Annotated in this window: 27 protein-coding genes and 2 pseudogenes; 12 read left to right on the top strand and 17 right to left on the bottom strand. The window is 57.9% G+C overall.

Features of this window, described 5'->3' with window-relative positions:
* Positions 1-10 precede the first annotated feature (10 nt).
* The 7 genes and pseudogenes from ACYVG8_RS06410 to ACYVG8_RS06380 all read right to left on the bottom strand — a co-directional run bounded on the left by ACYVG8_RS06410 (position 11) and on the right by ACYVG8_RS06380 (position 5,138).
* Entirely contained in the window at positions 11-220 is a 210-nt protein-coding gene (locus ACYVG8_RS06410) for a Thoeris anti-defense Tad2 family protein (protein ID WP_028500648.1), read from the bottom strand.
* Between the two features lie 62 nt (positions 221-282).
* The gene (locus ACYVG8_RS06405) at positions 283-891 is read right to left on the bottom strand and encodes a phage baseplate assembly protein V (protein WP_028500649.1); all 609 of its coding nucleotides are present in this window, start codon (positions 889-891) and stop codon (positions 283-285) included.
* The gene (locus ACYVG8_RS06400) at positions 860-2,434 is read right to left on the bottom strand and encodes a phage portal protein (RefSeq protein WP_028500650.1); all 1,575 of its coding nucleotides are present in this window, start codon (positions 2,432-2,434) and stop codon (positions 860-862) included. Before ACYVG8_RS06400 ends, ACYVG8_RS06405 begins: the two co-directional genes overlap by 32 nt.
* Before the next feature lie 10 nt (positions 2,435-2,444).
* Positions 2,445-2,669 (bottom strand): gpW family head-tail joining protein, encoded by a 225-nt coding sequence (gpW, locus tag ACYVG8_RS06395; protein WP_084300417.1) that lies wholly within the window; start codon positions 2,667-2,669, stop codon positions 2,445-2,447.
* Positions 2,669-3,772, bottom strand: a pseudogene (locus ACYVG8_RS06390) (terminase gpA endonuclease subunit); the annotation flags it as partial. The pseudogene ACYVG8_RS06390 and the gene gpW, both read right to left, overlap by 1 nt.
* 57 nt (positions 3,773-3,829) lie before the next feature.
* Positions 3,830-4,597 (bottom strand): annotated as a pseudogene (locus ACYVG8_RS06385) (phage terminase large subunit family protein); the annotation flags it as partial.
* 22 nt (positions 4,598-4,619) lie between these two features.
* Entirely contained in the window at positions 4,620-5,138 is a 519-nt protein-coding gene (locus tag ACYVG8_RS06380; RefSeq protein ID WP_028500653.1) for a terminase small subunit, read from the bottom strand.
* A gap of 49 nt (positions 5,139-5,187) precedes the next feature.
* Here ACYVG8_RS06380 and ACYVG8_RS06375 point away from each other — a divergent pair, with 49 nt between their 5' ends.
* Positions 5,188-5,523, top strand: a complete 336-nt coding sequence (locus tag ACYVG8_RS06375) for a hypothetical protein (RefSeq protein WP_156952615.1) — start codon at positions 5,188-5,190, stop codon at positions 5,521-5,523.
* 137 nt (positions 5,524-5,660) lie between these two features.
* Here the strand turns inward: ACYVG8_RS06375 and ACYVG8_RS06370 are convergent, their stop codons facing one another.
* From ACYVG8_RS06370 to ACYVG8_RS06345, 6 genes are all read right to left on the bottom strand, one after another.
* Positions 5,661-6,401, bottom strand: a complete 741-nt coding sequence (locus tag ACYVG8_RS06370) for a hypothetical protein (protein WP_460745215.1) — start codon at positions 6,399-6,401, stop codon at positions 5,661-5,663.
* 163 nt (positions 6,402-6,564) lie between these two features.
* Entirely contained in the window at positions 6,565-6,936 is a 372-nt protein-coding gene (locus ACYVG8_RS06365) for a hypothetical protein (protein ID WP_460745214.1), read from the bottom strand.
* A 486-nt stretch (positions 6,937-7,422) separates the two neighbouring features.
* On the bottom strand, positions 7,423-10,053 hold the full coding sequence (locus tag ACYVG8_RS06360) for a DUF5906 domain-containing protein (protein ID WP_460745212.1): 2,631 nt from the start codon (positions 10,051-10,053) through the stop codon (positions 7,423-7,425).
* 75 nt (positions 10,054-10,128) lie between these two features.
* Positions 10,129-10,323 (bottom strand): hypothetical protein, encoded by a 195-nt coding sequence (locus tag ACYVG8_RS06355; protein WP_036386988.1) that lies wholly within the window; start codon positions 10,321-10,323, stop codon positions 10,129-10,131.
* Between the two features lie 138 nt (positions 10,324-10,461).
* Positions 10,462-10,920, bottom strand: coding sequence for a phage regulatory CII family protein (locus ACYVG8_RS06350; protein WP_460745211.1), 459 nt, complete (start codon positions 10,918-10,920; stop codon positions 10,462-10,464).
* Positions 10,921-11,031: 111 nt separating this feature from the next.
* Positions 11,032-11,334, bottom strand: coding sequence for a YdaS family helix-turn-helix protein (locus ACYVG8_RS06345; RefSeq protein WP_460745210.1), 303 nt, complete (start codon positions 11,332-11,334; stop codon positions 11,032-11,034).
* A gap of 66 nt (positions 11,335-11,400) precedes the next feature.
* On the opposite strand from ACYVG8_RS06345, the gene ACYVG8_RS06340 reads away from it, so the two are divergent.
* Both ACYVG8_RS06340 and ACYVG8_RS06335 read left to right on the top strand, forming a co-directional pair.
* Positions 11,401-12,072 (top strand): XRE family transcriptional regulator, encoded by a 672-nt coding sequence (locus tag ACYVG8_RS06340; RefSeq protein WP_460745209.1) that lies wholly within the window; start codon positions 11,401-11,403, stop codon positions 12,070-12,072.
* Between the two features lie 90 nt (positions 12,073-12,162).
* Entirely contained in the window at positions 12,163-12,918 is a 756-nt protein-coding gene (locus ACYVG8_RS06335) for a hypothetical protein (protein ID WP_460745208.1), read from the top strand.
* A gap of 389 nt (positions 12,919-13,307) precedes the next feature.
* On the opposite strand, the gene ACYVG8_RS06330 is transcribed toward ACYVG8_RS06335, so the two are convergent.
* A complete protein-coding gene (locus ACYVG8_RS06330) occupies positions 13,308-13,913 on the bottom strand; it encodes a BRO-N domain-containing protein (RefSeq protein ID WP_460745207.1) in 606 nt (201 codons plus the stop codon).
* A 385-nt stretch (positions 13,914-14,298) separates the two neighbouring features.
* On the opposite strand from ACYVG8_RS06330, the gene ACYVG8_RS06325 reads away from it, so the two are divergent.
* The 9 genes from ACYVG8_RS06325 to ACYVG8_RS06285 all read left to right on the top strand — a co-directional run bounded on the left by ACYVG8_RS06325 (position 14,299) and on the right by ACYVG8_RS06285 (position 19,328).
* Positions 14,299-14,433: a hypothetical protein gene (locus tag ACYVG8_RS06325; protein ID WP_460745206.1), complete on the top strand. Its 135-nt coding sequence runs from the start codon at positions 14,299-14,301 to the stop codon at positions 14,431-14,433.
* A 165-nt stretch (positions 14,434-14,598) separates the two neighbouring features.
* A complete protein-coding gene (locus ACYVG8_RS06320) occupies positions 14,599-14,910 on the top strand; it encodes a hypothetical protein (protein ID WP_460745205.1) in 312 nt (103 codons plus the stop codon).
* A gap of 21 nt (positions 14,911-14,931) precedes the next feature.
* Positions 14,932-15,300, top strand: a complete 369-nt coding sequence (locus ACYVG8_RS06315; RefSeq protein WP_051528925.1) for a hypothetical protein — start codon at positions 14,932-14,934, stop codon at positions 15,298-15,300.
* A gap of 34 nt (positions 15,301-15,334) precedes the next feature.
* Positions 15,335-16,180 carry a DUF2303 family protein gene (locus ACYVG8_RS06310; RefSeq protein ID WP_460745204.1) on the top strand — a complete coding sequence of 282 codons (846 nt, stop codon included), beginning with the start codon at positions 15,335-15,337 and terminating at the stop codon, positions 16,178-16,180.
* Between the two features lie 201 nt (positions 16,181-16,381).
* Entirely contained in the window at positions 16,382-17,050 is a 669-nt protein-coding gene (locus tag ACYVG8_RS06305) for a putative quorum-sensing-regulated virulence factor (RefSeq protein WP_028499669.1), read from the top strand.
* Positions 17,047-17,523 carry a hypothetical protein gene (locus tag ACYVG8_RS06300; protein WP_460745203.1) on the top strand — a complete coding sequence of 159 codons (477 nt, stop codon included), beginning with the start codon at positions 17,047-17,049 and terminating at the stop codon, positions 17,521-17,523. Before ACYVG8_RS06305 ends, ACYVG8_RS06300 begins: the two co-directional genes overlap by 4 nt.
* Complete coding sequence (locus tag ACYVG8_RS06295; RefSeq protein ID WP_460745202.1) at positions 17,520-17,837, top strand: hypothetical protein; 318 nt, start codon at positions 17,520-17,522, stop codon at positions 17,835-17,837. Before ACYVG8_RS06300 ends, ACYVG8_RS06295 begins: the two co-directional genes overlap by 4 nt.
* Positions 17,838-18,021: 184 nt before the next feature.
* A complete protein-coding gene (locus ACYVG8_RS06290; RefSeq protein WP_460745201.1) occupies positions 18,022-18,276 on the top strand; it encodes a pyocin activator PrtN family protein in 255 nt (84 codons plus the stop codon).
* A 56-nt stretch (positions 18,277-18,332) separates the two neighbouring features.
* Positions 18,333-19,328, top strand: coding sequence for a DNA cytosine methyltransferase (locus tag ACYVG8_RS06285; protein WP_460745200.1), 996 nt, complete (start codon positions 18,333-18,335; stop codon positions 19,326-19,328).
* Positions 19,329-19,351: 23 nt separating this feature from the next.
* On the opposite strand, the gene ACYVG8_RS06280 is transcribed toward ACYVG8_RS06285, so the two are convergent.
* The 3 genes from ACYVG8_RS06280 to ACYVG8_RS06270 all read right to left on the bottom strand — a co-directional run bounded on the left by ACYVG8_RS06280 (position 19,352) and on the right by ACYVG8_RS06270 (position 23,144).
* Entirely contained in the window at positions 19,352-20,338 is a 987-nt protein-coding gene (locus tag ACYVG8_RS06280; RefSeq protein WP_460745199.1) for a hypothetical protein, read from the bottom strand.
* 4 nt (positions 20,339-20,342) lie between these two features.
* Entirely contained in the window at positions 20,343-21,476 is a 1,134-nt protein-coding gene (locus tag ACYVG8_RS06275) for a hypothetical protein (protein WP_460745197.1), read from the bottom strand.
* Between the two features lie 261 nt (positions 21,477-21,737).
* Entirely contained in the window at positions 21,738-23,144 is a 1,407-nt protein-coding gene (locus ACYVG8_RS06270) for a tyrosine-type recombinase/integrase (RefSeq protein WP_460745195.1), read from the bottom strand.
* Positions 23,145-23,151: the final 7 nt, after the last annotated feature.

Here is a 23,151-nt window from a genome sequence, read left to right as displayed (position 1 = left end):
GTGAAGAGGGTCAACGGGCGCTGAGCCAGTCCTCGGCAGACAGGTCATCGTCGGCCGGCAGGTAGCGCTGGCCGGTCAGCGTGGCGAGGTAGCCGCTGGCGCGAACCTGTTCGCCCACGCGCCAGTGCAGTTGCAGGGCCAGGGCCCGGCTGGCGGGCCAGTCGGCGCGGGCAATGAGCTTGCCGTCGCGGGCGTCGTTGAGGGCTTGTTCGAATTTCATGGCATGTCTTTCCTGTTGTTATCAATGCCACAGGTATGTTCCGCAGGGGGGCGCGTACGGCCTCAGCCCGGCGGGTCGGTCTGGCTGCCGGCACCGTTCTCCTGGTGGCGGTGACCGAGGAACGATTTGCCGCGGGCAACGAAGTCGGCGAGGGTTTCCACCAGGCCGTTGAACACGGCCTTGCCGCCCGCGCCGCCGCCCTGGGTAATGCCGCCGCCGATTTCCAGGTTGTTGCTGACCTTGACCAGCGGCGCGTCGAGGGTGATGTCGGTCGCGGCCTTGAGGCTGGCAGCGGCCGAGGTTTCGACGCTGATGTCGCTGCTGGTCTTGATCCGCAGCCGGCCGCTGTCGCGGTCGAACTCGAATTCGCTGCCGTCGGCCATCTTCCAGTGCCACAGCGCCGGGTTGCTGGTGGCCGGGGCGTCGACGTCGCTGTAGACCTCGCCGAGCACGACGCCGTCCTCGATGTTTTCGTCGACCACGCAGGCGACCAGCGCGCCTTCGTCCGGCGCGTGGTGTGCCTTGTCACGGTGTGCACGCGGCACGATGACTTTCAGCGGCTGGCTGACCATGCCGTCGAGGTCGTCGAAGCGCACGCAGATGCGGCCGGCGTCGGTCACGCTGACCACGGTGCCGAACTTAAGCAGTGCTGCCTGGGCCTTGTCCGTCATCGGCGCCTTTCACGTTCTGGTTTTCGACAAAGGTCACCGGGGCGACGGCGGCCAGTGAGGCCGGGTCAATGCCGAGTTCGCGCAGCCGGGTGAGTTCCCGCGCCCGCTGTTCGAGCACTTCTTCCCAGTCCAGTCCTTGCTCGGCGCACTCGGCCTCCAGTGTGCTGATGCCGGCGTTCATGCGGATCTGCGCCGCCTGGGCTTCCTTGACCGGGTCCACCCAGCCGCGACCGGGGCCGATCCACTTGCTGCGGCAGTAGGCCGCGCGGTGTTCATAGAAGCCGGGGGCGTCGATCAGGCCGGCATTGACCGCTTCTTCCAGCCACAGCTCGTAGCACGGCTGTGCCCAGTAGTCGGCCAGCTTTTCGCGCCGGCCACGGAAGGTGCGCCAGGCTTCCAGCAGCGCGGCCCGCGCACTGGAGTAGTTGGTCTTGCTGAAGTCCTTCAGCAGCAGCTCGTAGGGCAGGCCCATCGATGCGGCGATATGGCGCATGACGGCGACGGTGAATGCCTCGAACTGTGCGGCCGGCCGCGCCGGCATGAACGGCGACATTTTCTCGCCCGGGTACAGCGGGATGATGGCGCCGGGTTTCAGCCGGGGTCGGCCGCGGTTGCGCTTGCGGATTTCCTTGTCCATGCCTTCTGCCGTGCCGCCCATCAGCTCGAACAGGTCTTCGCTGCTCATCTCGGTTTCGATGAACGCGGCCATCATGGCGTTGATCACTGCCGCGTCCAGCTCGGCACCGGAATACTTGTCCAGCATCTTGAATTGCTGGATCACCGCCGAGATGACCGGCTTGCCGCGTGACTGGCCGGAGCGCTCCTTGTCGTGCAGGTGGATCACGCGCCGCCGGCCCCACGCGGTTCGCGCCGGGATGCGCTGCCAGACGCCGGTGTCGCCGATCATCCCCATCAGGTAGTCGCCGGGATGGCTCTGCCGGATGTGATACGCCTGCGGCGCGCCGTAGGTGTCGTGCTCGATGCCGCCGCGCAGGGTAGCGCTGTCCACTTGCCCGCCCGGGTTGCTCAGCCGGTCGGACTCGACCACCTGCAGGCAGGAGGCGAAGCGCGAGCCGGGACGCGGCAGCCACAGCGGCAGCGCCACGGCGTCGCCGTTCATGACCTGCGAGCGGAACATCAGCTCGGTCAGGCCGGCGAAGTTCAGCGTGCAGGCGGCATCGCAATGCGGGCTGTCGGCCCACTCTCGCCACAGCCGTTCGGTGGTGCGCTGCCAGTCCATTGCCCATTCGGCGCTCTGGCCCAGGGCGCGGTAGTCCGGCAGTGCCGACAGTCGCAGGCCGACGCCGACGACGTTGTCGACCAGGGTCTGCACGCCGGCGGCGGCGATGCCGTTGTTCCGGGTCAGGTCGCGGCTGCGTGACACCAGGGTGCCGAGTTCCGGCAGCAGGTCGGCGTCGGCGCTGGCGCGGATCGGCAGCCAACTGGCCAGTTGCTGGCTGGTGGTCGACGCGCCCTGGTGGGACACGGCGCCGAGGCGCGGCATGGGCGATTTCTCCAGCCGTTTTCGGGTGCGTTGTCCCATGTGTGTCCTCTCAGAAGTGGATGTTCAGGGCGCGGCGGCCACTGCCGCGTCCTTCGGCCTTGGCGATGTCGGCCCGCAGGTCAGTGATGTAGCGGTCGAGCTTGCCGATGTCGGCCCGGGTGTAAGTGATGTCGGTACCGCCGCGGCTGATGCGTTCGCGCATCGAGCCGGTCAGCAGTTTGTGGCGCGCGGTTTCGGCCTCGATCAGGCGATTGCGCAGCAGGGTGGTATCCATCAGTCCTCCAGCATCGAGCTTGCTTCCAGCGGCTCGAAGTCGTCGTCGTTGTCTTCGGGGTCGGGCGGTTCGTCGGTGACCGGTGCGGTGGCGACCGGTTCGTCGAACAGCGGCGACTGGCGCAGGTTCTGGTCGATCCGGTCCCAGTCGGCATCCGACTTCAGGTGAACCTTGACTGCCCGCGCCGCATGCAGCGCGTACACCTCGGTGTCCAGCGCTTCGTTGCGTGCGCCCGGCACTTTCTGCCACACCATTTCGTCGCTGTAGCCGGCGGCGCCGCGCTTGGGCACCTTGCGCTCGGCCAGCAACTGCTCGCAGTAGTCGCTGCGCACATGGCGCGAGAAGTGAAAGCGCGCCGGGCCGTAGCCGTCGAGCGTCAACCGCCCTTTCGGGCCGATCAGCAGGTCCTTGGCTTTTGCGGTACCGACCATGAACACGCGCAGCCCGTATTTGCTGACCTTGCTGTTGCGGTAGTCGGTATCCAGCGAGGGCCGCGGGCGGCTGAAGATTTCCGCACCGGCAGCCTTGGCGCCCTTGATGGCCATGATCTCGATGCCCGGATAGCGGCGCCGGCGGCTGCGCACCCAGCCATAGACGGCGTCCGAGGTGTTGCCGTCGCCGGAGTCGATCGAGATGGCGGAGATCCGCACGTAGAAGCCGTCGACGTGACGTAGCGGGGTGAACAGCAGTTTGTCGAGCTTGTCCCATACGCTGTCGAGGCGCTTTCCGTCGTTGTCGCGCGGTTCGGTGTCGAGCGGGTTGCCGGCGATGTCGGTCCATTGCACCTGCCAGCTTTCTTCGCCACGGCCCCAGGCGCGCAGGGTGACCGACAGCCAGCCGCCCTGTGCGGTCTGCACGTCGACGCCGGCGGTCAGGATCAGCCCGCCACGCGGGATGGTCATCGGCGGGTAGTCGAGCCCGCGTTCGCGCAGTTCGTCTGGCTTGGCCTGGCCGTCCTTGAATTCCCAGCTCTCGCCAAGCGTGGCGTTGTAGAAAACGATCATCTCGTTGGCGTTACCGGTGCGCAGCTTGGTGTTTGCCTTGATGAACTTCGCCACCAGTTCGGATAGCCGGCTGGCGTGCATCTGGCTGTACAGCTCGTTCAGCGCCAGCCCGAGTACGCCGCGGAACGGCGCGGTTTCGACCGGCTTGCCGGCGCGGATCGCCGCGTTTTTCTGCGCGTCGTTCCACAGGCTGCCGCAGTGCTCGCAGCAGTAGCGTGCGGTGTCGGGCCGGTGGTGGCCGTACAGCGGGTCATGCTGCTGCGGGTCTTTTTCCCACTTCACCTGTTCCCAGCGCAGCGGCTGGTATTCGCCACAGTCGGGGCAGGGGACGTGCCAGTAACAGCGGTTGCTCTGCTCGAACTCGCGGTCGATCGACGACACTTCCTTGATCGACGGGGTGCCGCCGATCAAGAGCTTGGCGTCGCGGAAAGTCTTGCCGCGTTCTTCGAGCAGGGCGATGGCGTCGCCCTGGCCGCGCAGGTTCAGGTTGCAGTCGTCCGGTTCCTCGACCACCAGGTAGCGGGCCGAGGTCGATTTGACGTCGGAGATCGAGTTCGAGCCGACGAACTTCAGGAAGCCGCCGAGGAAGTTCTTGAACAGTTGCTTGACGTCCTTCGACCGGCCCTTGGTCGGGATGATCTCGGCCAGCTCGGGCGTGCCTTCGACCATCGGTTCGAATTTTTCCAGGTTGAATGCCTGCGCCGCCCCTTCCTTCGGGAACATGACGATGGCGGTGCCCTTGCGGATCTGGATCAGCCAGCCCAGCAGGTTGAGAATCACGGCCTGGGTCCAGCCGACCTGGGCGGATTTCCGGCACACGCCGCGAGTCACGTCGCGTCGCATCATCTCGGTCAGGAACCACTCGAAATACGGGTTCAGGTAAAACGAAAATCGGCCCACAAAGGCCGATTCCTTGGCGCTCATGCGCCGGTATGTGGTTGCCCACTCAGCCGGGCTGATCTTGGGCGGCGGGCGCATCAGCTTCTTCAGCAGCGCCACGATCAGTGTCGTTGCGGAATTCATAGTCACCCAGTTGCTGGCGCAGTTCTTCAATCAGGTCTTCGAGCGCGGCGTGGATGGCATCGGGATCGGTTGCCACTTCGCTCAGCAGCGGCGCGTACTTGTCGGGCATCGAGGCCATCAGCGCAACGGCATCGGAAAAATACTGGCCCAGCGCCGGCTCGATCTCGGCCAGGTTGACCAGTTGCCGCCGGGTTTCGGCCAGTTCCAGCTCGACCTGGTCGCCGCGCAAGCGGTCGAGGCGGTCCTTCGGACTTTCCTTGCTGGCGCCGTTGACCTCGCGGGCGATGCGCCACTGGATGACGGCCGCGGTGTCGTACTGGTTGGACGCGCCACGGCCGGCGTTGATCACGATCGGCAGGCCGTCACGCTGCCACTCGGTCAGCGTCCGTTCGGACACGCCGAGGATCTGCGCGAGTTCGCGTTTGTTGACGAGTTTGCCCATTCTGGATAACCATGGTTTTTCTTGATGATTTCAATTGGATGGTGCGGAAATGAGCACGGATGCTATTGCAAATGATCTGATGAAAATGACCAGAAGCTGGACCGCTGAGGCTTTGGTATTGATAGGCATAATTACAGCTTTGCTGAGTATTCCGGCTGTGCAAGCGGCTCACTTCAGCATACTTACGGTTGCCGTGATTTTATTTGCTTACATGCTTTGTGCTTTTTTCTTTATCCATGCATTTCGGGAAATCAATAAATGGATCTCGAAGATGCCGAGCAAGAAATCAAAAATTTTTTGGGGAACAGCGGCTATCAGCATCCTTGAAGCTCTTGGTGCTGTTGCGTGGGTAGGTGGCATAAGAGCAGCCAGTAGTTTTCTCTAAACTAGGATTGCAAAAGGAAGGAAGTCCCTGGCAATCCCGTGGCTAGCGCCAAAACACGGCTCGAATTACCCGCGTCGGGAGAAGGCGGGGGAAGGACCCGCTGACCTCCCAGCCCACCGGCCGGTGCCGCCGGCGACCTACGGTCTCGCGGTTGCCATGGCCTCGCGCAGCGCCCGCTCGAACTCGGCAGGCGCGTGCGCGTTGAAGGTGTTGCCCGCGATCTTGTCGAACGGAAAGCGGATACGGTACGCAGGCGCGTCATTCTGAATCCACATCAGCGGCTTCAGAGCGGTGCCGTGGCCCATGGCCACGCGCTGCCATACCCCCATCGCTTCCCCGTTGGGCGTACCAACGAAGATGTCGAAGTTGCGTGCCTTGCGTTGACTGCGCTGGCTCTTCGACCGGTTCGCCATGTAACCCTGCTCACCAAACGCCTTGAGTGCCGACAGCATCTTGACGATGAAGCCACGCCCGACGTTGCCATAGCCATCCATGACCGCACCCGGCCCGGGCGTCCAGTAGCTGCCCAGCCCAGCGATGGACAGCGCCTTCTCGCTGCGCTTCTGCCGGCGCGGCCCACCGACGATCTCTGTATTCAGCCAGTTCGCCGCCGGTGCCGCCTTGTAGGCCGAGTCCTTGATCTTCACCTCGGCGTACTGCTTGGACTTGCTCGCATAGCGGATATACAGGCTGTCCATCGTGTAGCCGGTCGGGCGGTCAAAGCGCTGCCGCATCACGGCGCGCTCGCCCATCCTGATCCGCTCGGCCAGCGCGTTCAATGCCTTGGCGGTGGCGAACGGCACCTGGCGCTGCTGGACGTCGGACAGTTTGTCGAGCACCCGGTGCAGGGTCTCGATGCCCTTCATTTCGATGCGCATGGGAGACCCCCGATAAAGAGGTGCGCCCCGACGATATGGATCGACCGGGGCGCGGAGGCGACAGGCACAAAAAACCCGAGACATGCAATCTCGGGTTTTTGTTGGACGCAAAAACAAACAGTGTACCTAGATGCTATCGAAAGTGTGTCATGGCTGTCAACGGCTAATCGTTCGCTGCCAGGCGGTAGCGGTCGGCCACTATCGGGAATGCGGTCTGTCGAACGCCATAGCGCATGGCGGCTACTTTTTGCGCAACTGCCAGCTTGGCATTCTCGACCCAGCGGTAGAGCGTGCGCCGGGTGGTGCCCAGGTCTCGGGCACGCTGATCGACAGTCCCACGCCCCAGATACCAGCTCAGAACAACCACCCTGACCGATGGCGTGACCTCGCGCATGACCACCCGCTCGATCAGTTCCAGCTTTTCCTGCTCGGCCGGGTCGCGCACATCGATCGGAACGCCGGCAAACGGTACCACCATACCGAAGCCGACCGCCCGTTCCGGGCCGGACTCCACCATCCGGTAAAGGCTTTGCATCGCATAGCCGAGACCACCATCTTCTCGCCGGGCTACATAGCCGGCCCAGAGCCGCAGGGCCTCATCAATATCATTCAGGTTTACCACGTTCGCCTCCGTGAAGACTCTTGGAGACTCCTTTAGCCAAATCAAGTCAGGCTTTGTTTTATTAATCAATATATTACAGCATGGCGCGTGGAATTTCACCAGAAAGTGAGCCGCCCTTTGTGCAGGGCTGTGCAGTGTAATGTGCAGCAAACCGGGTTCACGAAATCCAGTAACGACGGGCTTTTGTGCAGGATATGCAGCCTGTGCAGGGTAATTTCTCATACATGCGTGGATATTTTTTCTCCCGCCTGAAACATTGAAAAAGGGTAGGGGGAAAACAAAAAAGGCCACGCGCACCCGCACGTGACCTGTTTACCCTGCACAAGCTGCACAAACCCCCTTCGTTACTGGGTTTCAGCCCTGCACAGAACCCTGCATAGTCCCTGCACAAGCTGCATATCAGGCTACTTCGGGAAGGGTTATTTCAGCCTCCCGCGCCGCAACGCGGAAGCAGTTGATATGGTCGCCCAGAAAGTCCATCTCAGCAACGCCTGCACCCTCCCGCCCGACCTTGAACACCTGGGCTTGCCGCGCATTGCCCATGCCTTTCCAGCGCCACCAGCGTCGTGCCTTGGGTACTTTGGTCGCCAGCGCCTGCACGAACTTGTTGCGTGACATTTCCTTTTCGCTCGACCTGTTGCACCAGTGGCGATATACCGCCACCAGATCATCCGCCAGACAACTCACAAAGGGGGCGGGAAGATCGCCGCGCATCCACTCGGAGCAGAACAGCTCCCAGCCCGACAAACCATAGCGGATCAGCCGGGCTTTCTCCGGGGTCATGAGCGGCTGGGTGTGCGGATCGAACTTGACCGGCTCCTCCCGCTCGACCGTCAACGTCAGCGGTACCGACATCAGCAGACCATAGAACGCTTCGAGTCCGCCATTGGCCAGTTCAAAGCTCACATCCGCCTTGACCTTCTCGGTCAGCTTCTCTGCTGGCCAGACTACCTGATAGCGGCGGTCGTGCGCCTCGACATGGAAAGGCTGGATCGCATTGGACAGGAATACCGCATTCAGGTGGTTTTCCTCTTCCCAACTGTCCACGAATTTCTTCTCGATCGTCTGGGTCTTGCCGGTGATCATGTGCTTCAGCACCCCGGTGTGGCTGTACTTCTGATTGGAAGCGAATACCTCCTCGAACAGAATGAACAGCCGCCGGCTGCGACTGGATGTGTACTGGCTTTCCAATTGGTGCTGTCCCAGTGTCGTGCTGTATTCGCCGTACAGTGGCTTCACGCACAGCTCCCAGAACATCGACTTGCCCGAACCGTGAATGTCACCATGCATCAGCACCGCCGAGTCCATCTTTGCCCCGACATGCTGGAGCGGATACGCAATCCAGTTGAGCAGCCACTCGATGACCGCCGGCCGCCAGCCGCACAACTGCTGCAGCAAGCCGACAATCGCCTCGCACTGGGGGAACAGTGGTAGCAGCGCCCACAGATCGCGCGGAAGGTCGCCCGCAGGCATTACCGGCACCAGCGGCAAACCACGGTACAGGTTGATGTAATTCGGGCCCAGATCACGACCGGGCTCGAAGCGGATCGCATCGAACGGCAGCACCTTGCGCTCCGGGCTGTCACGCCAGACATCGAAGTAGCTGCCCATGGCCAGCTTGGCAGCCCCCTGATCGATCACCCGGTAGAGCTTCGCATCCCAGATATTGCTGGAGCCGTCCAGATAGACATAGCGCTGCATGATCGGTACCAGCTCGACATCTGTCTTACGCTCGATCTCGGCCCGGTCACGCTTGACAGTAGAGACTTCGGCCTGCGTCATCAGCAGCTTGTCGCCGCGCGCGAGCCAGGCATCGACGGCAGCCCGACCGAAGCGGTCTTTCAACGCCGCCTTGCTGTATTCCACCGCTGTACGCCGGTCGAAAACCCGCGTCTTGCCCTCTACCAGCGCGAAATGCCGGTACAGCTCAGCGGACACCGCTTCATCCAGACTCCCCGCACCCCCGTCCGGGTCGTTGGCGGCAGGTACCGGCGCAGTCTCCTTGAGCGGGGTGGGGGAGAGCAGCGAGGCGATCGCCGCCGCGATCTGTTCCCGGGCCGGCGCGATCCCTTCCGCACAGTGCAGATCGTTGAAGTCCGTCAGCTCGGGCAGACTGTCGTCCTCGCGCGTTTCCCGCCGGCGGACCGAGAACCGGGGCAATACCAGATCAGCGTTGCCGGCTTCCGCCGCTGCCTGACGGGCCTTGAGCATGCCTATATGGTTCGGCTCGCCGTCACGCTTCGGCAGGTAGTCATCATCGGCCAGAAACAGCAGTGGGCTGTTCGGATACTTGGCTCGCAGGATCCGGGCCACATGGGGCAGGTTGCCGCTGTCCATCGCCATATAGACCGGGTGCGCGTAGTCCACTGCCTCGCGCCCGCTGGCCGCCGTTGCGTAGCCCTCGGCGATCAGAATCGCATCGCCATCCATTGGTTCATCGCCCAGGCGGCAGGCAGCACCGACTTTCTCGAAACCCTTGCTGTAGCGCTTGTCGCCGCCGTCCTCCAGTCTGGCGGGGGCGATCTTCTGGGCGCCGACCAGCCGGGACTCGTCATAGCGGATCAACGGAATGATGATCCAGCCCTCCCAGCCCTTGTCCGTCATGAAACGAGTGCTTTCCGGCCGGGCCACCTGCTTGCGCTGCAGATAGGGTGAGGTCCCGCCCTTGTTTGCACGATCCCACTGATGTCGGGCACGGCTGGCTGCGAGTTCATGGACCCGCTTCTGGCGGGCCCTTTGTGCCTGCTCCTTGCGAGCCCACTCCGCTTGGGCCTGAGCGCGCTCCTCGGGTGTCATCGTATCCGCCAGCGCCTCGCGTTCCACCTTCCACCACTGATCCTTGTGGCCGAAGGTGCCACTGACCCAGACCATACCGGTGCGGGGCGACACGTACTCGAACAGGCGATAGAACGCCTTCCGCTTCGGCCCGAAGATGTGCTTCTTGCCGTCGGCGCGCAGATCGGACACGCCGATCTCCGGCATCTTGTTATCGCGGAACTGGTTCAATACCCCTTCCAGCGTCGCCCCCATGATTCGCCCCCAAGAACTGCATGTACTGCTGGCATTGCCTGCTGGCGCCGCCAGGAAAAAGAAACCGTCTACTGCCTACTTTCGTATGCCAGACATGGCTCGCTTGACCAGTCGGGCAATCTTCCGTCGCCGCATGGCCGTGTAGCGTGGATCGGCGCGGCGTTCCGCCTCTCGGCGGGCTTGCTCAATTTTTTTGTCTGCTTCCCGCTGCGCGGCCGCTTCGCGGGCCGCTACTATGTCGAACGTCGGATCTCGGTAGTTCTGCGCCATCGCTCAAACTTTCCAGGTAATGCTTGATCGCTTTCAGCAGGGCCTTGCCTGCCTCCCGCTGCTGATCAGGCGGCAGGAACCGGATTCGCCACGCCTGCGCCTTTAACCGCCGAAGCTGGAAAGGGCGGCGCGGCTCAGTCATTGCGACTCCAGCGGTGCATACAGCCGGAAGGACAGCGTCAGATAGCGCAGGACCTGCTCGCGCAGCGCATGTGAACTCGCCTCGATGCGCTTGCGTTCATCACCGTCGATCTGCCCGTCATTCGCGACGGCCTGGTGGATCTCGGCGAACATGTCAGCCAGTCGCATCGTCACTGCCTGGCATTCCGCTTCCAGCGTCGACAGGTCCACGCCACTGGTTAGCGGCGGCAGTTGCAGGAACACGCCGCCGAGCTCCCGCGCCAGCGCAGTCACCGTATGACGGCTGCCTGTCGCCAGCATCAGCATGGCCAGCTCCTCTGGCGAGAACTTGGCGCCCTTGTAGCCCACCAGCTTGTGGCGCAGCCCCTGAGCCGAGCCACAGACTGTGCGGCTCAGCTCTTCCTGCAGCCCTGGCCAGCTGTCGGCGTCCGCCCTAATCGCGTCCTGCAATCCCATTGCCTACACTCCCGGCCCGAAACGTAGACCGTCAAAGGTTCTCAACGCGCCCACCACGACTTACGCTGCAGGCATGAATAAAAAACGCCGGGCGAACCGGCGAACTGCCGCTCAAGAGTCAGGACAAGCAGCAGAGGAGAAAACCGCCGTGGACTGACCACGGATGACCGACCACTCCACATCCGGACGCATCTGCTCGCAGACGAACGTCCCCGCGCACATTTGCTCCAGCGTCGGGCAGTGATCGGCCGGGATCCGGCCGCGCAGCGGCCAGTTGTGAACGGCCGACAGACCGATCTCGCGACGCCTGGCAATCGCCTGTGCGCCGCCAGCCGCCTGAATGACATCTCGGATGAAGGAAGGAGAGGGGTTCATGCGGGCAATGAAAACACGGTATGTGATTTTTGTAAACACGGAACGTCGCCTTTGGCAAACACGGTGCGTGATAGCTTCACCCTTCATGCAGTAATGGAGTCAAACATGATCAAACTCGGACAGCGCATCGCCACCCTGAGAAACACAAAAGGTTGGACCCAGAAGCAACTGGCCGAAGCCTGCGGATGGGACGGGCAGTCGCGCATCGGCAACTATGAGCGCGATACGCGCGAACCCACCCTGCACGACATGGAGCTGATCGCCCGTGCTTTAGGCGTGACCGTGAAAGAGATGCTGTTCGGCCCGGAAGAGCAATTGACTGGCGCTGGCCGCATCGTTACCTACGACCATGCCGAAGAACTCAGCCAGGATGACTATGTGCTGATCGACCGCTACGACCTGGAACTGTCGGCGGACGGGGCATTGAACTGGATCGTCCGGGAAGATGACCAGTTGGCGTTTCGCAAGAGCTACGCGGATGAGCGGGGGTTTGTCCCCGGTAATCTGAAGGCCCTGTATATGGCAGGCGATAGCATGGAGCCTTATCTGTCGGCTGGAGATACGGTGGTGATTGATGTCACTGACACGGCACCGAAGGATGGTGAGGTGTATGCGGTCTGCTTGGGAGATGAGTGGTTAATAAAGCGGATTTTCAAGGCGCCGGGTGGGCTGATTTTGCATAGTGACAATTCAGTTAAATACCGGGATATTGATGCAACAGGGGAGCGGGAGTTTTTTGTTAGAGTTTTGGGAAAAATAGTATGGCGCGGAGGGTGACTATTTCAGTCTTGATAAAAGTGGTTTAATAGCGACACTTGAAAAAATAAATCATATTGGAAAAGAAATTTTAATAAAGCTAAGATTATTATGAAAGAATATAAAAAAATAAAGCGTCTGGTTTTAATTGTCTCCGGTGTGTTAAGCGTTTCTTATTTTCTTTGGTTCGGCTTTTTTGCTGAGTTTATTTCTCATAGCGAATATTTCGGGATGAGGTTTATAAGATTGCACCTTTCTGATGAGACGAGTGATTGGGGAACCTTTGGCGATTTCTTTGGAGGAATAATAAATCCTGTTTTAGGATTTGCAACGCTGATAATAGTAATTGAAACTGCTCGGCGTAGCCAAAAAGCAGTTGAAGATTCAAATGAAATACAAAAAGATGTTGCAGAAATGACAAAGAGATCGCTAGAGGTTTCTGCTTTTCTGAAAAGGAAAGAACTTCAATCCACATTGGACTTTTTTTTTGCTGAGGTCATATTGCTGGGAGTTACCTGCAAAAATATAATAAAGCGTATTGAGAAAGATGAGATGACCTTGTCTCTTGCAGGGAATAAGGCAGAACAAATAGCGAAAAAACTTTTGCAGTTTAAAAGACCGGAAGTGGTGTTGTGTATGCCTACAGAAGGTATTGCCAAATTTACTATATTCATTGGTGAGTATGAAAATTTTGAAATATTTGCGGTCAGCGTCTCTTCTTATGTAGGAAAAGATAGAACGCTTGATCATGTGAATACGCTTGATTTTGCTAGATATGTAGGTGCGCTGAATAGTATCATACAGTACAGTGATTATTTGCAGACAGTTATAAATGAATACCGAGGTGCAGTAGATAAAATGATATAAAATAGCGGGGTGCCTATATATTTTTAAATTAGGAAAGTTGTTGCTATATTTAAATTGCTATTAGATTGGTTTAATTTTTTGTTTCGCGATTTTTCTGCGAATTATGCATATAATCAATTACGCATCTTCCTTGTGGGAGCGTCTAGGTAAAGTGAGGGATGAGACAGGATGTAAAAATTTATTTAAAATTCCTATATGAGAACTCTATTTCCGTGTCTCGGGAGCTGACGAGTAGAGTAGGACTGTATAGGTTGGTAGACCAGAAATAGTACTGGCAAGGCTTTCTCTCTTGCCGAGGCCCGCCCGTGGAGGGCAATGCCATGTGTGAAGACACAGAAAATTTGCCTGCGCCCAGTACAGCACATGTCTTGGGCGCAGTTCAATTTTTGCTAGCTCGCCAAGTCTATCGGCTCCCGAATACCACCAGAAGCCTTCAAGTTGTTCCATTGCCTGGGCAGGGCTGATGCGCTATCTCGCAGCTCTGCAACCAAACCGGCACTGTTGTTTCCTGTCAGCGACTGAAGAACATCACATACTTCCAGTGCCACAGTTCGCAACGAGCAAAGCTCGTGCCGCAGATCCTCCAGCGCTACCCCATCTACTGCCAAGTCCCCTGGCGGAATCCTGTAGGTCACTCCATAGCTGCCAGTACGACGAATTGCCGGCAGTACTTCGTTCGTTACCCATTTTTTGAAGCGCTTAGCCTCTGGTTTCCGGCTACGGAGGATTGCTGAGTACAGGCCTGATTCGTTGATGATGATCACGCTTTTTTCAATCATGAATGAGCCATGCTGGTTCGTCGTGGGTGTACTCACAATGTGAGTAGAAGCTTCATCTGTATCCAGATTACGAACCATGTTTGCAGCGTCTCGGTATTCCAATGCAGCAGCCACGTCCGAGGCAACAAACCAAGGTAAACCATCCAATGTGATGACACGAACCTGGTGCAAGTTGAAGTCGAAGACAGAAGGGACACCTTGGGGGAGCTTGGTCATAACAGACCTCCTACGTACGGATTGTGATTTCCGTACCCCGCGACCAAACGGGGTGAGCGGAACCGTGCGGGTTGGTCGACCGGACGTAGGACCGGCAGGGGTTGCCCCCTCCCGCACGGCCCGCCCATAGAGGGCATAACCATGCTGCGGACACAAAAAAACCGCTTGCGCGGCGGAGTCCGCCTACGTCACCAGGCGACCAAGCCCGTATCACGCTATTGAACGTGACGAGTGGATGGTAGGCCCGGTGCAAGCCACGGTCAAGGCGAGGCGCTGACTGTGGCGGATTAGCCGCAGGGAAACTGGGAAGCACAAAACGTGTTGACAATTAAATCACAAACCGTGTTGAATTGAAAAACACAAAACGTGCTTAGGAGTTGTCGACATGGCTATGACCATCCTGCTGCTGACCGATGAGCTGGTCGGCGAACTGCGCCGCACCGGCTGGGTCATCAAGGCCCCGGTTTTCGTCGGCCGTCACCGCCGCCCGGTCTTTCCAGTATTCAGGCGGGTGAGCTGATGAAACGCCTCCTGCTGGCTACCGGCCACGTGCTCGCGCCCTGCGCCTTGAGCCTGCTGCGTGGCGCCCTCGCTACCGCATTTTTCTTTGCCGCGTGTGCCGTGGCAGAGCTTGCCCACGCGGTCCCGCGTGTTGGCGCTTTTTGACCCCCTCAAGGAGCTTTCAATGCCCCCCGTTTTGCTAATCGTTGGAGAGCAGGGCAGTGGCAAGACCTGCGCTGCGCGGGTCGCTGCCCAGATTGCCGAGCAGCACCACCACGCCGTGGCGCAGGTGCTGGATGGTGAGGTCCCTGCCCGCAAACCGGTCACTGGCCGGCAGGCCCATGCGCTGCTGATCGTGACCAAGTGTCCTGACAGCCGGGCACGGATCAAGGCGCACCGGGTGATCCACCTGGACCGTTTTGCCCGCTGGCCTCGCGGCAAGGCGCTGACCTTTGCCCTGCGTGAGGCCGTCGACGACTGCCTGGCCATCCGTTAACCCATCCCGAAGGAGCAACACATGCGCAACGCAACCGAGCAACTGGCCGACATTCGTGGCGGCCTGATGATGGCCGAGCTGACCGAGACCCTGGCCGAGGTCGTCAACGCCTCGCTCGCCACCGGCAAGAAGGGCGCCGTGTGGCTGAAGCTGGACATCAACCCAGCCAGCAAGGGTGACGCCGTGGTGACGGTGACCGACGAGATCAAGAAGACGGTGCCGCAGGAGAAGCGCACCGGGACACTGATGTTCGCTACGCCGTCCGGCTCGCTGCAGCGGCAAGACCCGCGCCAGGGTGATCTGGAACTGAAGTCCGCACCAGCCACCACACCGACGCTGCAGGCGACCCCTGCTGAATCCCCGACGTTGCGCGTCGTCGGCGGCAACTGATTCTCCCACCACCAAACTGAAAGCACCCACGCACATGAACACTGAAAAGAACATCGTCGAATCTGCCCTCCAGGCTGCAAACAAGCCCTTTCTGATCGACATCGCTGGCACGCCGGTCCTGATGCTGCCTGGCAGCGATGGCGGCTGGAACTATGACGAGCTGACGCGCTACCGCTGGGAACCGCTGCGCAAGACCGGCTCCGTGGTGCTGCACCAGCTCGACAGTCTGCTGACATTCGTCAAGGAGCATAAGGAGGGGGGGACTCAACTGATCGTCGACGCAGACTACGGACAGGGGCGCACGCAGTTCAGGGCCGTGATCAACGGCCACACCGGTGTCGAACCGGGCTTTTGTGACTTCACCGCGTTGTACGCACCGTTGAAAACGGTCGACTGGTCGAACTGGTTGGCAAATAACGGCAAGAAGATGGGCCAGGAGGAATTCGCCCGCTTCCTGCAGGACAACATTGCCAATATCGCCAGTCAGAATCCGGCCGATACCAGTCGCCAGTACCCGGCTGCTGCTGCCCTGTTGGAATTCGCCAGCAATCTGGAAATGACCAGCACCGTGCGCTTCCGCAGCAGTACCAGGGTGCAGAACGGTCAAGTGCAATTCGAGTTCGTCGAAGAAGGCGACAACAACACCAAGGGCCGGCTCGAAATGTTCGAGCGCTTCGGCCTTGGCCTGCAGCCGTTCGCTGGCGGCGATGCCTACTTCATCGAAGCGTTCCTGCGTTTCCGCATCGACCGCAATAGCGGCGAACTCAAGCTCTGGTACGACCTGAATCGCCCGGACAAGGCACTGGAAAGCGCGACCGAAAAGATGATCGAGCGCATCAAGGCCGAGTCGGGCGTACCGGTCTACTTCGGCAAGGTGTGATCGTGTTCCTGCTGAGGCTGGTCTTCCTGTCCACCTGCGCCGGGTTTGGCTTTGCTACTGGCGCGATAGCGGCGGTGGGCTGGGTCAAGGTCGCAGCCAGCCTCTTTTCCTGAACTCATGCCCGGCTCAAGCTGGGCCTACCGGATAGCTTCCACTCGGCTGCTATCCCGTGGGCCACGCCCGAACCACAAGGAGTCCTGTATGAAAGCCCTGATTTTCGACACAGAAACAACCGGCCTGCACGAGCCGCAGGTCATCGAGGCCGCGTGGATGCGTGTCACCAGCCTGGCACCGTTGCGCACCGAAGGCACCTATTGCCAGCGCTTCCGTCCGACGACCCCCATCGAGTTCGGGGCGATGGCTACCCACCACATTACCGACGACGACCTCGAACACTGCCCGCCGTCGGCCGACTTCCGGCTGCCAGACGATGTGCAATATCTGGTTGGCCACAACATCGACTTCGACTGGAACGTCATCGGCCGCCCGGCTATACGCCGGATCGACACGCTGGCACTGTGCCGCGCGCTATGGCCCGAAACGGACTCGCACAAGCAGACTGCCATGCTGTACATGCTCAACCCGCGATTCGCTAGGCAGTACGCCGCCGATGCTCACAGTGCCGCTGCGGACGTCTTCATGCTGGCACACCTGCTGACCCACATCCTGGACCGCCTTGGCAATCCGGCCACGCTGGACGAGCTGTGGCAACACTCGGAAGCTGCCCGCGTGCCGCGTACCATGCCATTTGGCAAGCACAAGGGGGAGTTGATCGCCGACGTGCCTGTTGATTACCGCCGCTGGCTGGCCGGGCAGGGGGATCTGGATCCGTATCTGCGCTGCGCGCTTGAGCAGGCAGCACTGGCATGACACTTACCGCCAATCAGGTGAAGCCAGGCCCGCACTGGGTTCGGCTGACGCCGACTGCCGACTGGATGCTGCTGGTGATTGAGCAGCCAGGCGCGTTGCTGTACGGGCTGGGTCAGGCTGAGTTTGTGCCGATTCGGGTACCGGGTGCCGACGAACCGGGGCCGGAGCTGGCAACCGCTCAGACGGCCGCGAACGAGGACACCGCTTACAACGCATGGTTCCAGTCCAAACAGAGCACTGCATGCGATGGCATGCGGCAGTTCGGTAAGGATGCATGGAATGCGAGCGCCATGCTCGCCGCCGTGCCAGAGGCACCACAGACCATCCAGTGCAACGCCTGCGACTGGATCGGCAGCAGCGACGATGCTCGCTATCTCGGTGGCCGTTCACCGCTCGGTCCGCTATGCCCTGAGTGCGGCGAGACAACCGGGCCTGCGGACGACATCATCAGCGGGAAAGGTGGCGTGGCATGACCGATCACACCTACGCCGGCCACACAGCCAAGCAGATCAGGACGGCATGCACGACGGAGCCATGGACTGCACTGGTGGCTGTAGTGGCGCCGCCGGTTGTCATAGCCATGCTTGACCGCATTGCTGAACTGGAGAAAAGGCCCGCACGCCGCCGGCGGTTGTTTGACCTCATCGAGCAGCAGGTCGAGCAGATCGCCAGCTTGCAGGCACAGATCGCAGCACTGGAACCGGATGCGGAAAAGTGGCGGCAGTTTCATGGTCGACTGACCCAGGCACTTGGTGGCTCACGTGCTACGACGGGGAGCCAGAGATGACCGACCGCCGCGACGTGCCGCACGGCACCGATCCAGAGCCCTGCTGGTACTGCGGCGGGACAGGGGAGGATCAGAGACAACCTTGCCCGAGTTGCCAAGCCTCCGAGCTGGTTCCGGGTAGCTACGAGAAGAAAGTCACTGAAATGTTGCGTGGCGACTGCTCCTGCATGAAGGGTGATGATGCATGAACACGACTCTTTTGCTCATGGCCCAGTTCGAGAAGACCGTCATTCCGCTGGATGCGATCTGCGAACAGTACTTCAGCCTGTCGCCGGCGAAGGCCCGGCGGCTGGCCGGGCTCAATCAGCTACCGGTACCGACGTTCAGGTTGAACAACAGCCAGAAGGCCCCCGTCTGCGTGCATGTGGATGATCTTGCTCGGCATATCGACCGGCAACGTGAGGCGGCCAGGAACTGCTGGGAGAAGAGCCAGTTGTGATTGCTGGGTGGCAAGGCTACTGGCTCAGATATAATGCAGAAAAATTTGGAGGCAAAATGCCAACTGCAGTGTCACTTTTTTCTGGTTGCGGTGGGTCTGATGCTGGCGTCATACGTGCTGGCTTCAACGTGCTGATGGCTAATGATGTCCTTCAGTATGCGAGGGATACCTATGTAGCCAACCATCCAGAAACAGACTATGTCTTGGGCGATGTTCGGGATATAAAATTTTTCCCAAAAGCTGAGCTTCTGGTCGGGTGTTATCCATGCCAAGGATTTAGCCAAGGCGGGGCTAGGGAAGCAAACAGAAGAATTAATTATCTCTATATTGAATTTGCTCGCGCATTAGAGTATATCCAGCCAAAAGCATTTATTGTTGAGAATGTTTCTGGCATGCGCCGTTCTACATATCAACATTTGCTGGATGATCAGCTTAAAATTTTCTCAGAATCAGGTGAGAATGGCTATGATGTAACTTGGAAAGAGTTAAAAGCCCATGAATATGGCGTGCCGCAGGAACGTAAGCGCCTTATTATTGTTGGGATTAGAAAGGACTTTGGGATAAAATATTGCTTCCCACAGCCAACACATGGTCCTGGCTGTGAACATGATTATGTTACCATTCGTGAAGCTTTATCCGGGTTGCCGGATTGGCCTACAGGTGAATTCTGTGAAGATGTATTTCACTGGTATTATCTATCAAGAAACCGTCGTAGAGACTGGGATGAGGTAAGTAAAACTATTGTCAGCCATATGCGACATATGCCGTTGCACCCAATTAGCCCCTCGCTTGAGCGCATTCATACGGACAAGTGGGTCTTTAAAGAAGATTTGCCGGCTCGCCGTTTTTCTTTTCGTGAAGCTGCCCGACTACAAGGCATGACAAGTGATTATACGAGTCATGGGGGGGACATGATCTTTCCTGAATTTTCCTCTAGTGGATCATCAAAGTTATCGAATTTACTGAGGCATCGTTATAAAGTGGTTGGCAATGCCGTTCCGCCTCCTTTGTTTGAGGCAGTGGCAAAATGCTTACCTAATATTTGGGAGTGAGATAGAAGTTGATAACTTCTGTTTTATTTGAAAGCATTAAGCTTCATATGTATTGCTTTTAATATATATTCTGAAAATTTTGAATTGAAGTCAACGGAGTTTTCTTCGGCCAATCTAGTTAGTCTTACTCTATCAAATGTTAACCCAGCCATTGCATTGACATGAGAAAAAACATGATGGCCAGGTATGTGAAACGGCACTGAAAATACTCTAAAAAACCCTGCCGAAGGCAATGGATTAATCCATTGCCTTATTTTTTTTTCATTCAAGTCCTCAAATTTATCAACCCAATCGTCGCCACAGGCACATTGACCAAGAAGAATCAAATTGCCTAGCCGTTTATCAGGAAAATCTTTCCATGCAATAAAATCCATTCCTTCGTCTTTTACGTGTTGGTGAGGCGGGCTATAGTCTACTGCATGTGGTGCTTGTGGTCGCCATTCAAATTCGCCATTTGTTCTTGTGTTCAGAATAGAAATTAAATCTTTAAATCTTGATGGCCTAATGGATTTGTTGCTTGGAGGCCAACCAGTTCGATAGCATGACGACGAGTGGCCTAAGAAATATTGCGCTAGTTGGGCTGAGGCATATTCAAAAAGAATTGGAAAATGATTCCATGGTTTTGATGAAATATCCGACTGTAAAGATATGGCTAAACAGAATTCATACATATGCGATTTAGAATCATTATAATATAATGATGCTTTTTTTCGAGAGAAAGGATATGCGCAACCTAATAGAGATGCCCTACGGTCTATTTCTTCAATAACGGGGCTGGTAATATTTTCAATTGCAGAGTCCTCAGATGACCAATCAGAAAAATCAAGATGGTTATCTGCGTGATGAATATCCGCGTGATGAACATCTGCAATGATGTCATCGTTAACTCCTGAGTCTATTGGGGTCGATCCTCTAAGAATTGCAAACAACTCAGCTTCATCAGCATTTCTTGCTGTCTGAAGCAACGAGCCTCTATCCTGCCAAGTATAGGAATCTTTATAAACTAGCATGGTATTAATCGAAAGAGAGGTCGCTGTAAGACTGAAGGCTCTTAAATACATTCACGCCCATCGTAGCTACATCCTTAGCTGAGGAAGCAATAGCCATCGCTTCTTTATCTGTTAGTGATCTTGTTGAGATCACCTTCATCGCTTGCGTGAATGCTGCGCTTGCCTGCTCAAGAGATCGAGCCAATTGATCGACAGGTTCTCGAGCCAACTCCTCGATTTGCTCTATGGACTTACCTTGGCTTAGCAGCTCTCGTCTTGCCGGGCTGCCCAGAACGTTGGCCAATAATCCAAGTTGGCGAGAATCTTTAATTGCCGGGCTCGTGCCAGTAGATCGATCGCCAAACATATACGTCATTGTCATTTTGGCATCGTCGATCCGATGTGCCTTGATCGGATTTTTTTCGGTCGGACTATTGCCTTCTATCTCTAACCAATCTCTCACTTGCCCATAGTTAAGTAGGGTGTAGACCCACGAGAATGGAAATTCAGGATTGCTTCCGCGGCCACGTCTTATGCTGTCATCGGGGTGGAAACGACCTTGGTCTACCAACTGTTGGATAAAATTGTAACCTTCAAGCAATCGCTGAATAGTTCTGTTTTTATCGCCGGTAACTTCACTTATTTGCTCAAGTGTCATAGCGCCACTTGAAACAACATCATTTATCCACGCTGCCTTTGCAAATGAATCCCATGCTTTGGCTGATGTGATATGCCTCACGCCAAGGTAAGAGTGAAGCTTTACTGGGTCATGGCCCTTTTCATATACATGAACAGGAATCTCTGTGTTGTCATCCCAAACGTCATTTTTAATGTTTTCAAATTCTTTAGTTCTTCTTGCTTGGTTTTTCGCTCGTTCCGAGCCTGATAAAATCAAGCATGCTGCAAGCCGGCGGTTGCCTTCAATGACAGTGAATCTTCCATTATCTTCTGCTTTAGCAATAATAGGCTCTGCATCAAAATAACCATTGTAGGCAAGTGAGCTAATAACATCGTCTACACCAAAGTTATCAACGATAAAATCAAGAATATCGGTTTGATTTGCTATTTTACTTCTGTCAAGGCCAAATCTTGGGTTTTTTGAATCTAAATCCAATAGATTCAATGGTTTTTTTTGCACAACGTCAAAAGAGTCATTCATTTTGGTGTCTTTCTGTCACTCGGAAGCTAAAGCAAAACTTAGTTGATGTTAGATTAAAATGTGCATGCGTCGCTCCCGACGGTCACCTTAAAGAAAATGAAGATTGCGCCACGATCACTCACGAACGTATCACATGAGCAGTCGGAGTGCCATGGAGATGACGCTGGAAGCTGCTAGATAGACAGCTCCTGTTGCACCTTGGCAGGGGAGGGCTTTACACGGGATACATTAGTAGGCTGTCGGGGAAAGATTTCACCGTATCTACCGCCCTCCCTCCAGCACCCCCAACAACTCCGACGCAAACAAATCCATCCTCCCGCTACGCCCGATCTTCCCCGTCTTCACCCGGTGCCTGATGCTGTTGGCTGTCGTCGCCTCTGGCAGCCAGTCAGCACCGCTGGCAACCTCGAACAGCCTGCCATCCTCCCGGAACAGCACAAAGCGGTTCTCTTCCTCAAACGCTGCGGCAAACACGATCTCGACGCCGGCGACGTCCTTCGGGCGTAGCCTGTAGGCGTTCAGCACGTCAGCCTGGCAGGACCATTCGCCCAGGTAGCAGCCATGGTCCTCGCCGTCGCCTTCCGGCAGCGGTTCCTTGGTTGCGATCGGCGCCCCGAATCTGTCGTGCAGGGATTCTGGACGCAGTTGTGTGTACCGCTTGAGGTTGTTCCAGCTCCGGTGCCCCGACACCATTGCCACTTCCTGAATCGACAACCCTGCCTCGAATAGCCGGCTGATGCCTTCATGGCGCAGGTCATGGAACCGCAAGTCGTTGATGTTGAGATCGACGCAGGCTCGCTGCCATGCTGCGGCGACCGAGCGGATGTTGTACGGGAAGACGCGGTCCGTATCTCGTGGCTGGGCCTGGACCAGATCCCAGGCTTCGCCCAGCAGCGGCACCCACTGATCGTTTGTCGCCTTGTTGCGTGGGTCCTTGCGCTGGCGCACCAGGATCAGCCGGCGCTCTTCGTCGAGGTCGTCCCATAACAGGCGCTCGATCTCGGCTGCGCGCATGCCACTGGCGATGGCGAAGCGGACGATATCAACATGGGGGATGAAGGACTTGCTTGTGCTTTGCCGCAGTTCGAGCCAGGCAAAGATGCGATCCAGTTCGTCGGGAGTAGGGCGCCGGTCGCGGGCGCGGCTTTTGCCTATCAGTTGCAACTGGTGCAGCGTTGCCATGGCGTCGTCCACGGCCTGTGCCGAGACCGGCATGCCCCAGACCCGCTTGGCGTGTTCGAGCACCGACTTCATATAGCTGACGTCGTGCAGTACCGTTGCCGGGCCGGCGCCTTCTGCCTGGCGGTCGCGGCAATGCTGGATGACGTCGCGTGTGTCGAGAGCCAGGGCTTCCTTGTCGGCGATGGGACGGGCCAGCAGGCTGTCGAGTACGTAGCCTTTGGTCCGGCCGATCTTGCCGTGCGGTTCGAGCTCGGCCACGTAGCGGGCGATCAGCGTCCCCAGGGTAGCCTTGGCCATCTTGCGCCTGGCGATGGCGCCGTGCCCCTTCAGTTCGAGTTCCAGCCGTGCAGCCCAGTCCCGCGCCAGCCGTTCCCTGGGAAAGCTGCGGGCTTCGCTGAAGACGATCTTCCCACCCTGCTTGACCCTCACTTGAGCACGGTAGGATAATTCTCCGTTTGATTTCAAATGCTTAGTTATCGTCGCCATGCGAAGT

Source organism: Microvirgula curvata (assembly GCF_054781615.1).
Note: the sequence above shows the minus strand (reverse complement) of the source record. Positions and strands in the feature narration are given on the sequence as shown.

What these genes read in the sequence shown, in the direction of transcription:
- ACYVG8_RS06325 (WP_460745206.1), top strand. Translation starts at nt 14,299, where the DNA reads ATGGCTATGACCATCCTGCTGCTGACCGATGAGCTGGTCGGCGAACTG.
- ACYVG8_RS06275 (WP_460745197.1), bottom strand. Translation starts at nt 21,476, where the DNA reads ATGAATGACTCTTTTGACGTTGTGCAAAAAAAACCATTGAATCTATTG.
- ACYVG8_RS06340 (WP_460745209.1), top strand. Translation starts at nt 11,401, where the DNA reads ATGATCAAACTCGGACAGCGCATCGCCACCCTGAGAAACACAAAAGGT.
- ACYVG8_RS06300 (WP_460745203.1), top strand. Translation starts at nt 17,047, where the DNA reads ATGACACTTACCGCCAATCAGGTGAAGCCAGGCCCGCACTGGGTTCGG.
- ACYVG8_RS06410 (WP_028500648.1), bottom strand. Translation starts at nt 220, where the DNA reads ATGAAATTCGAACAAGCCCTCAACGACGCCCGCGACGGCAAGCTCATT.
- ACYVG8_RS06270 (WP_460745195.1), bottom strand. Translation starts at nt 23,144, where the DNA reads ATGGCGACGATAACTAAGCATTTGAAATCAAACGGAGAATTATCCTAC.
- ACYVG8_RS06380 (WP_028500653.1), bottom strand. Translation starts at nt 5,138, where the DNA reads ATGGGCAAACTCGTCAACAAACGCGAACTCGCGCAGATCCTCGGCGTG.
- ACYVG8_RS06310 (WP_460745204.1), top strand. Translation starts at nt 15,335, where the DNA reads ATGAACACTGAAAAGAACATCGTCGAATCTGCCCTCCAGGCTGCAAAC.
- ACYVG8_RS06320 (WP_460745205.1), top strand. Translation starts at nt 14,599, where the DNA reads ATGCCCCCCGTTTTGCTAATCGTTGGAGAGCAGGGCAGTGGCAAGACC.
- ACYVG8_RS06335 (WP_460745208.1), top strand. Translation starts at nt 12,163, where the DNA reads ATGAAAGAATATAAAAAAATAAAGCGTCTGGTTTTAATTGTCTCCGGT.
- ACYVG8_RS06375 (WP_156952615.1), top strand. Translation starts at nt 5,188, where the DNA reads ATGAGCACGGATGCTATTGCAAATGATCTGATGAAAATGACCAGAAGC.
- ACYVG8_RS06295 (WP_460745202.1), top strand. Translation starts at nt 17,520, where the DNA reads ATGACCGATCACACCTACGCCGGCCACACAGCCAAGCAGATCAGGACG.
- ACYVG8_RS06405 (WP_028500649.1), bottom strand. Translation starts at nt 891, where the DNA reads ATGACGGACAAGGCCCAGGCAGCACTGCTTAAGTTCGGCACCGTGGTC.
- ACYVG8_RS06280 (WP_460745199.1), bottom strand. Translation starts at nt 20,338, where the DNA reads ATGCTAGTTTATAAAGATTCCTATACTTGGCAGGATAGAGGCTCGTTG.
- ACYVG8_RS06400 (WP_028500650.1), bottom strand. Translation starts at nt 2,434, where the DNA reads ATGGGACAACGCACCCGAAAACGGCTGGAGAAATCGCCCATGCCGCGC.
- gpW (WP_084300417.1), bottom strand. Translation starts at nt 2,669, where the DNA reads ATGGATACCACCCTGCTGCGCAATCGCCTGATCGAGGCCGAAACCGCG.
- ACYVG8_RS06355 (WP_036386988.1), bottom strand. Translation starts at nt 10,323, where the DNA reads ATGGCGCAGAACTACCGAGATCCGACGTTCGACATAGTAGCGGCCCGC.
- ACYVG8_RS06360 (WP_460745212.1), bottom strand. Translation starts at nt 10,053, where the DNA reads ATGGGGGCGACGCTGGAAGGGGTATTGAACCAGTTCCGCGATAACAAG.
- ACYVG8_RS06305 (WP_028499669.1), top strand. Translation starts at nt 16,382, where the DNA reads ATGAAAGCCCTGATTTTCGACACAGAAACAACCGGCCTGCACGAGCCG.
- ACYVG8_RS06315 (WP_051528925.1), top strand. Translation starts at nt 14,932, where the DNA reads ATGCGCAACGCAACCGAGCAACTGGCCGACATTCGTGGCGGCCTGATG.
- ACYVG8_RS06290 (WP_460745201.1), top strand. Translation starts at nt 18,022, where the DNA reads ATGAACACGACTCTTTTGCTCATGGCCCAGTTCGAGAAGACCGTCATT.
- ACYVG8_RS06365 (WP_460745214.1), bottom strand. Translation starts at nt 6,936, where the DNA reads ATGCAAAGCCTTTACCGGATGGTGGAGTCCGGCCCGGAACGGGCGGTC.
- ACYVG8_RS06370 (WP_460745215.1), bottom strand. Translation starts at nt 6,401, where the DNA reads ATGCGCATCGAAATGAAGGGCATCGAGACCCTGCACCGGGTGCTCGAC.
- ACYVG8_RS06330 (WP_460745207.1), bottom strand. Translation starts at nt 13,913, where the DNA reads ATGACCAAGCTCCCCCAAGGTGTCCCTTCTGTCTTCGACTTCAACTTG.
- ACYVG8_RS06350 (WP_460745211.1), bottom strand. Translation starts at nt 10,920, where the DNA reads ATGGGATTGCAGGACGCGATTAGGGCGGACGCCGACAGCTGGCCAGGG.
- ACYVG8_RS06285 (WP_460745200.1), top strand. Translation starts at nt 18,333, where the DNA reads ATGCCAACTGCAGTGTCACTTTTTTCTGGTTGCGGTGGGTCTGATGCT.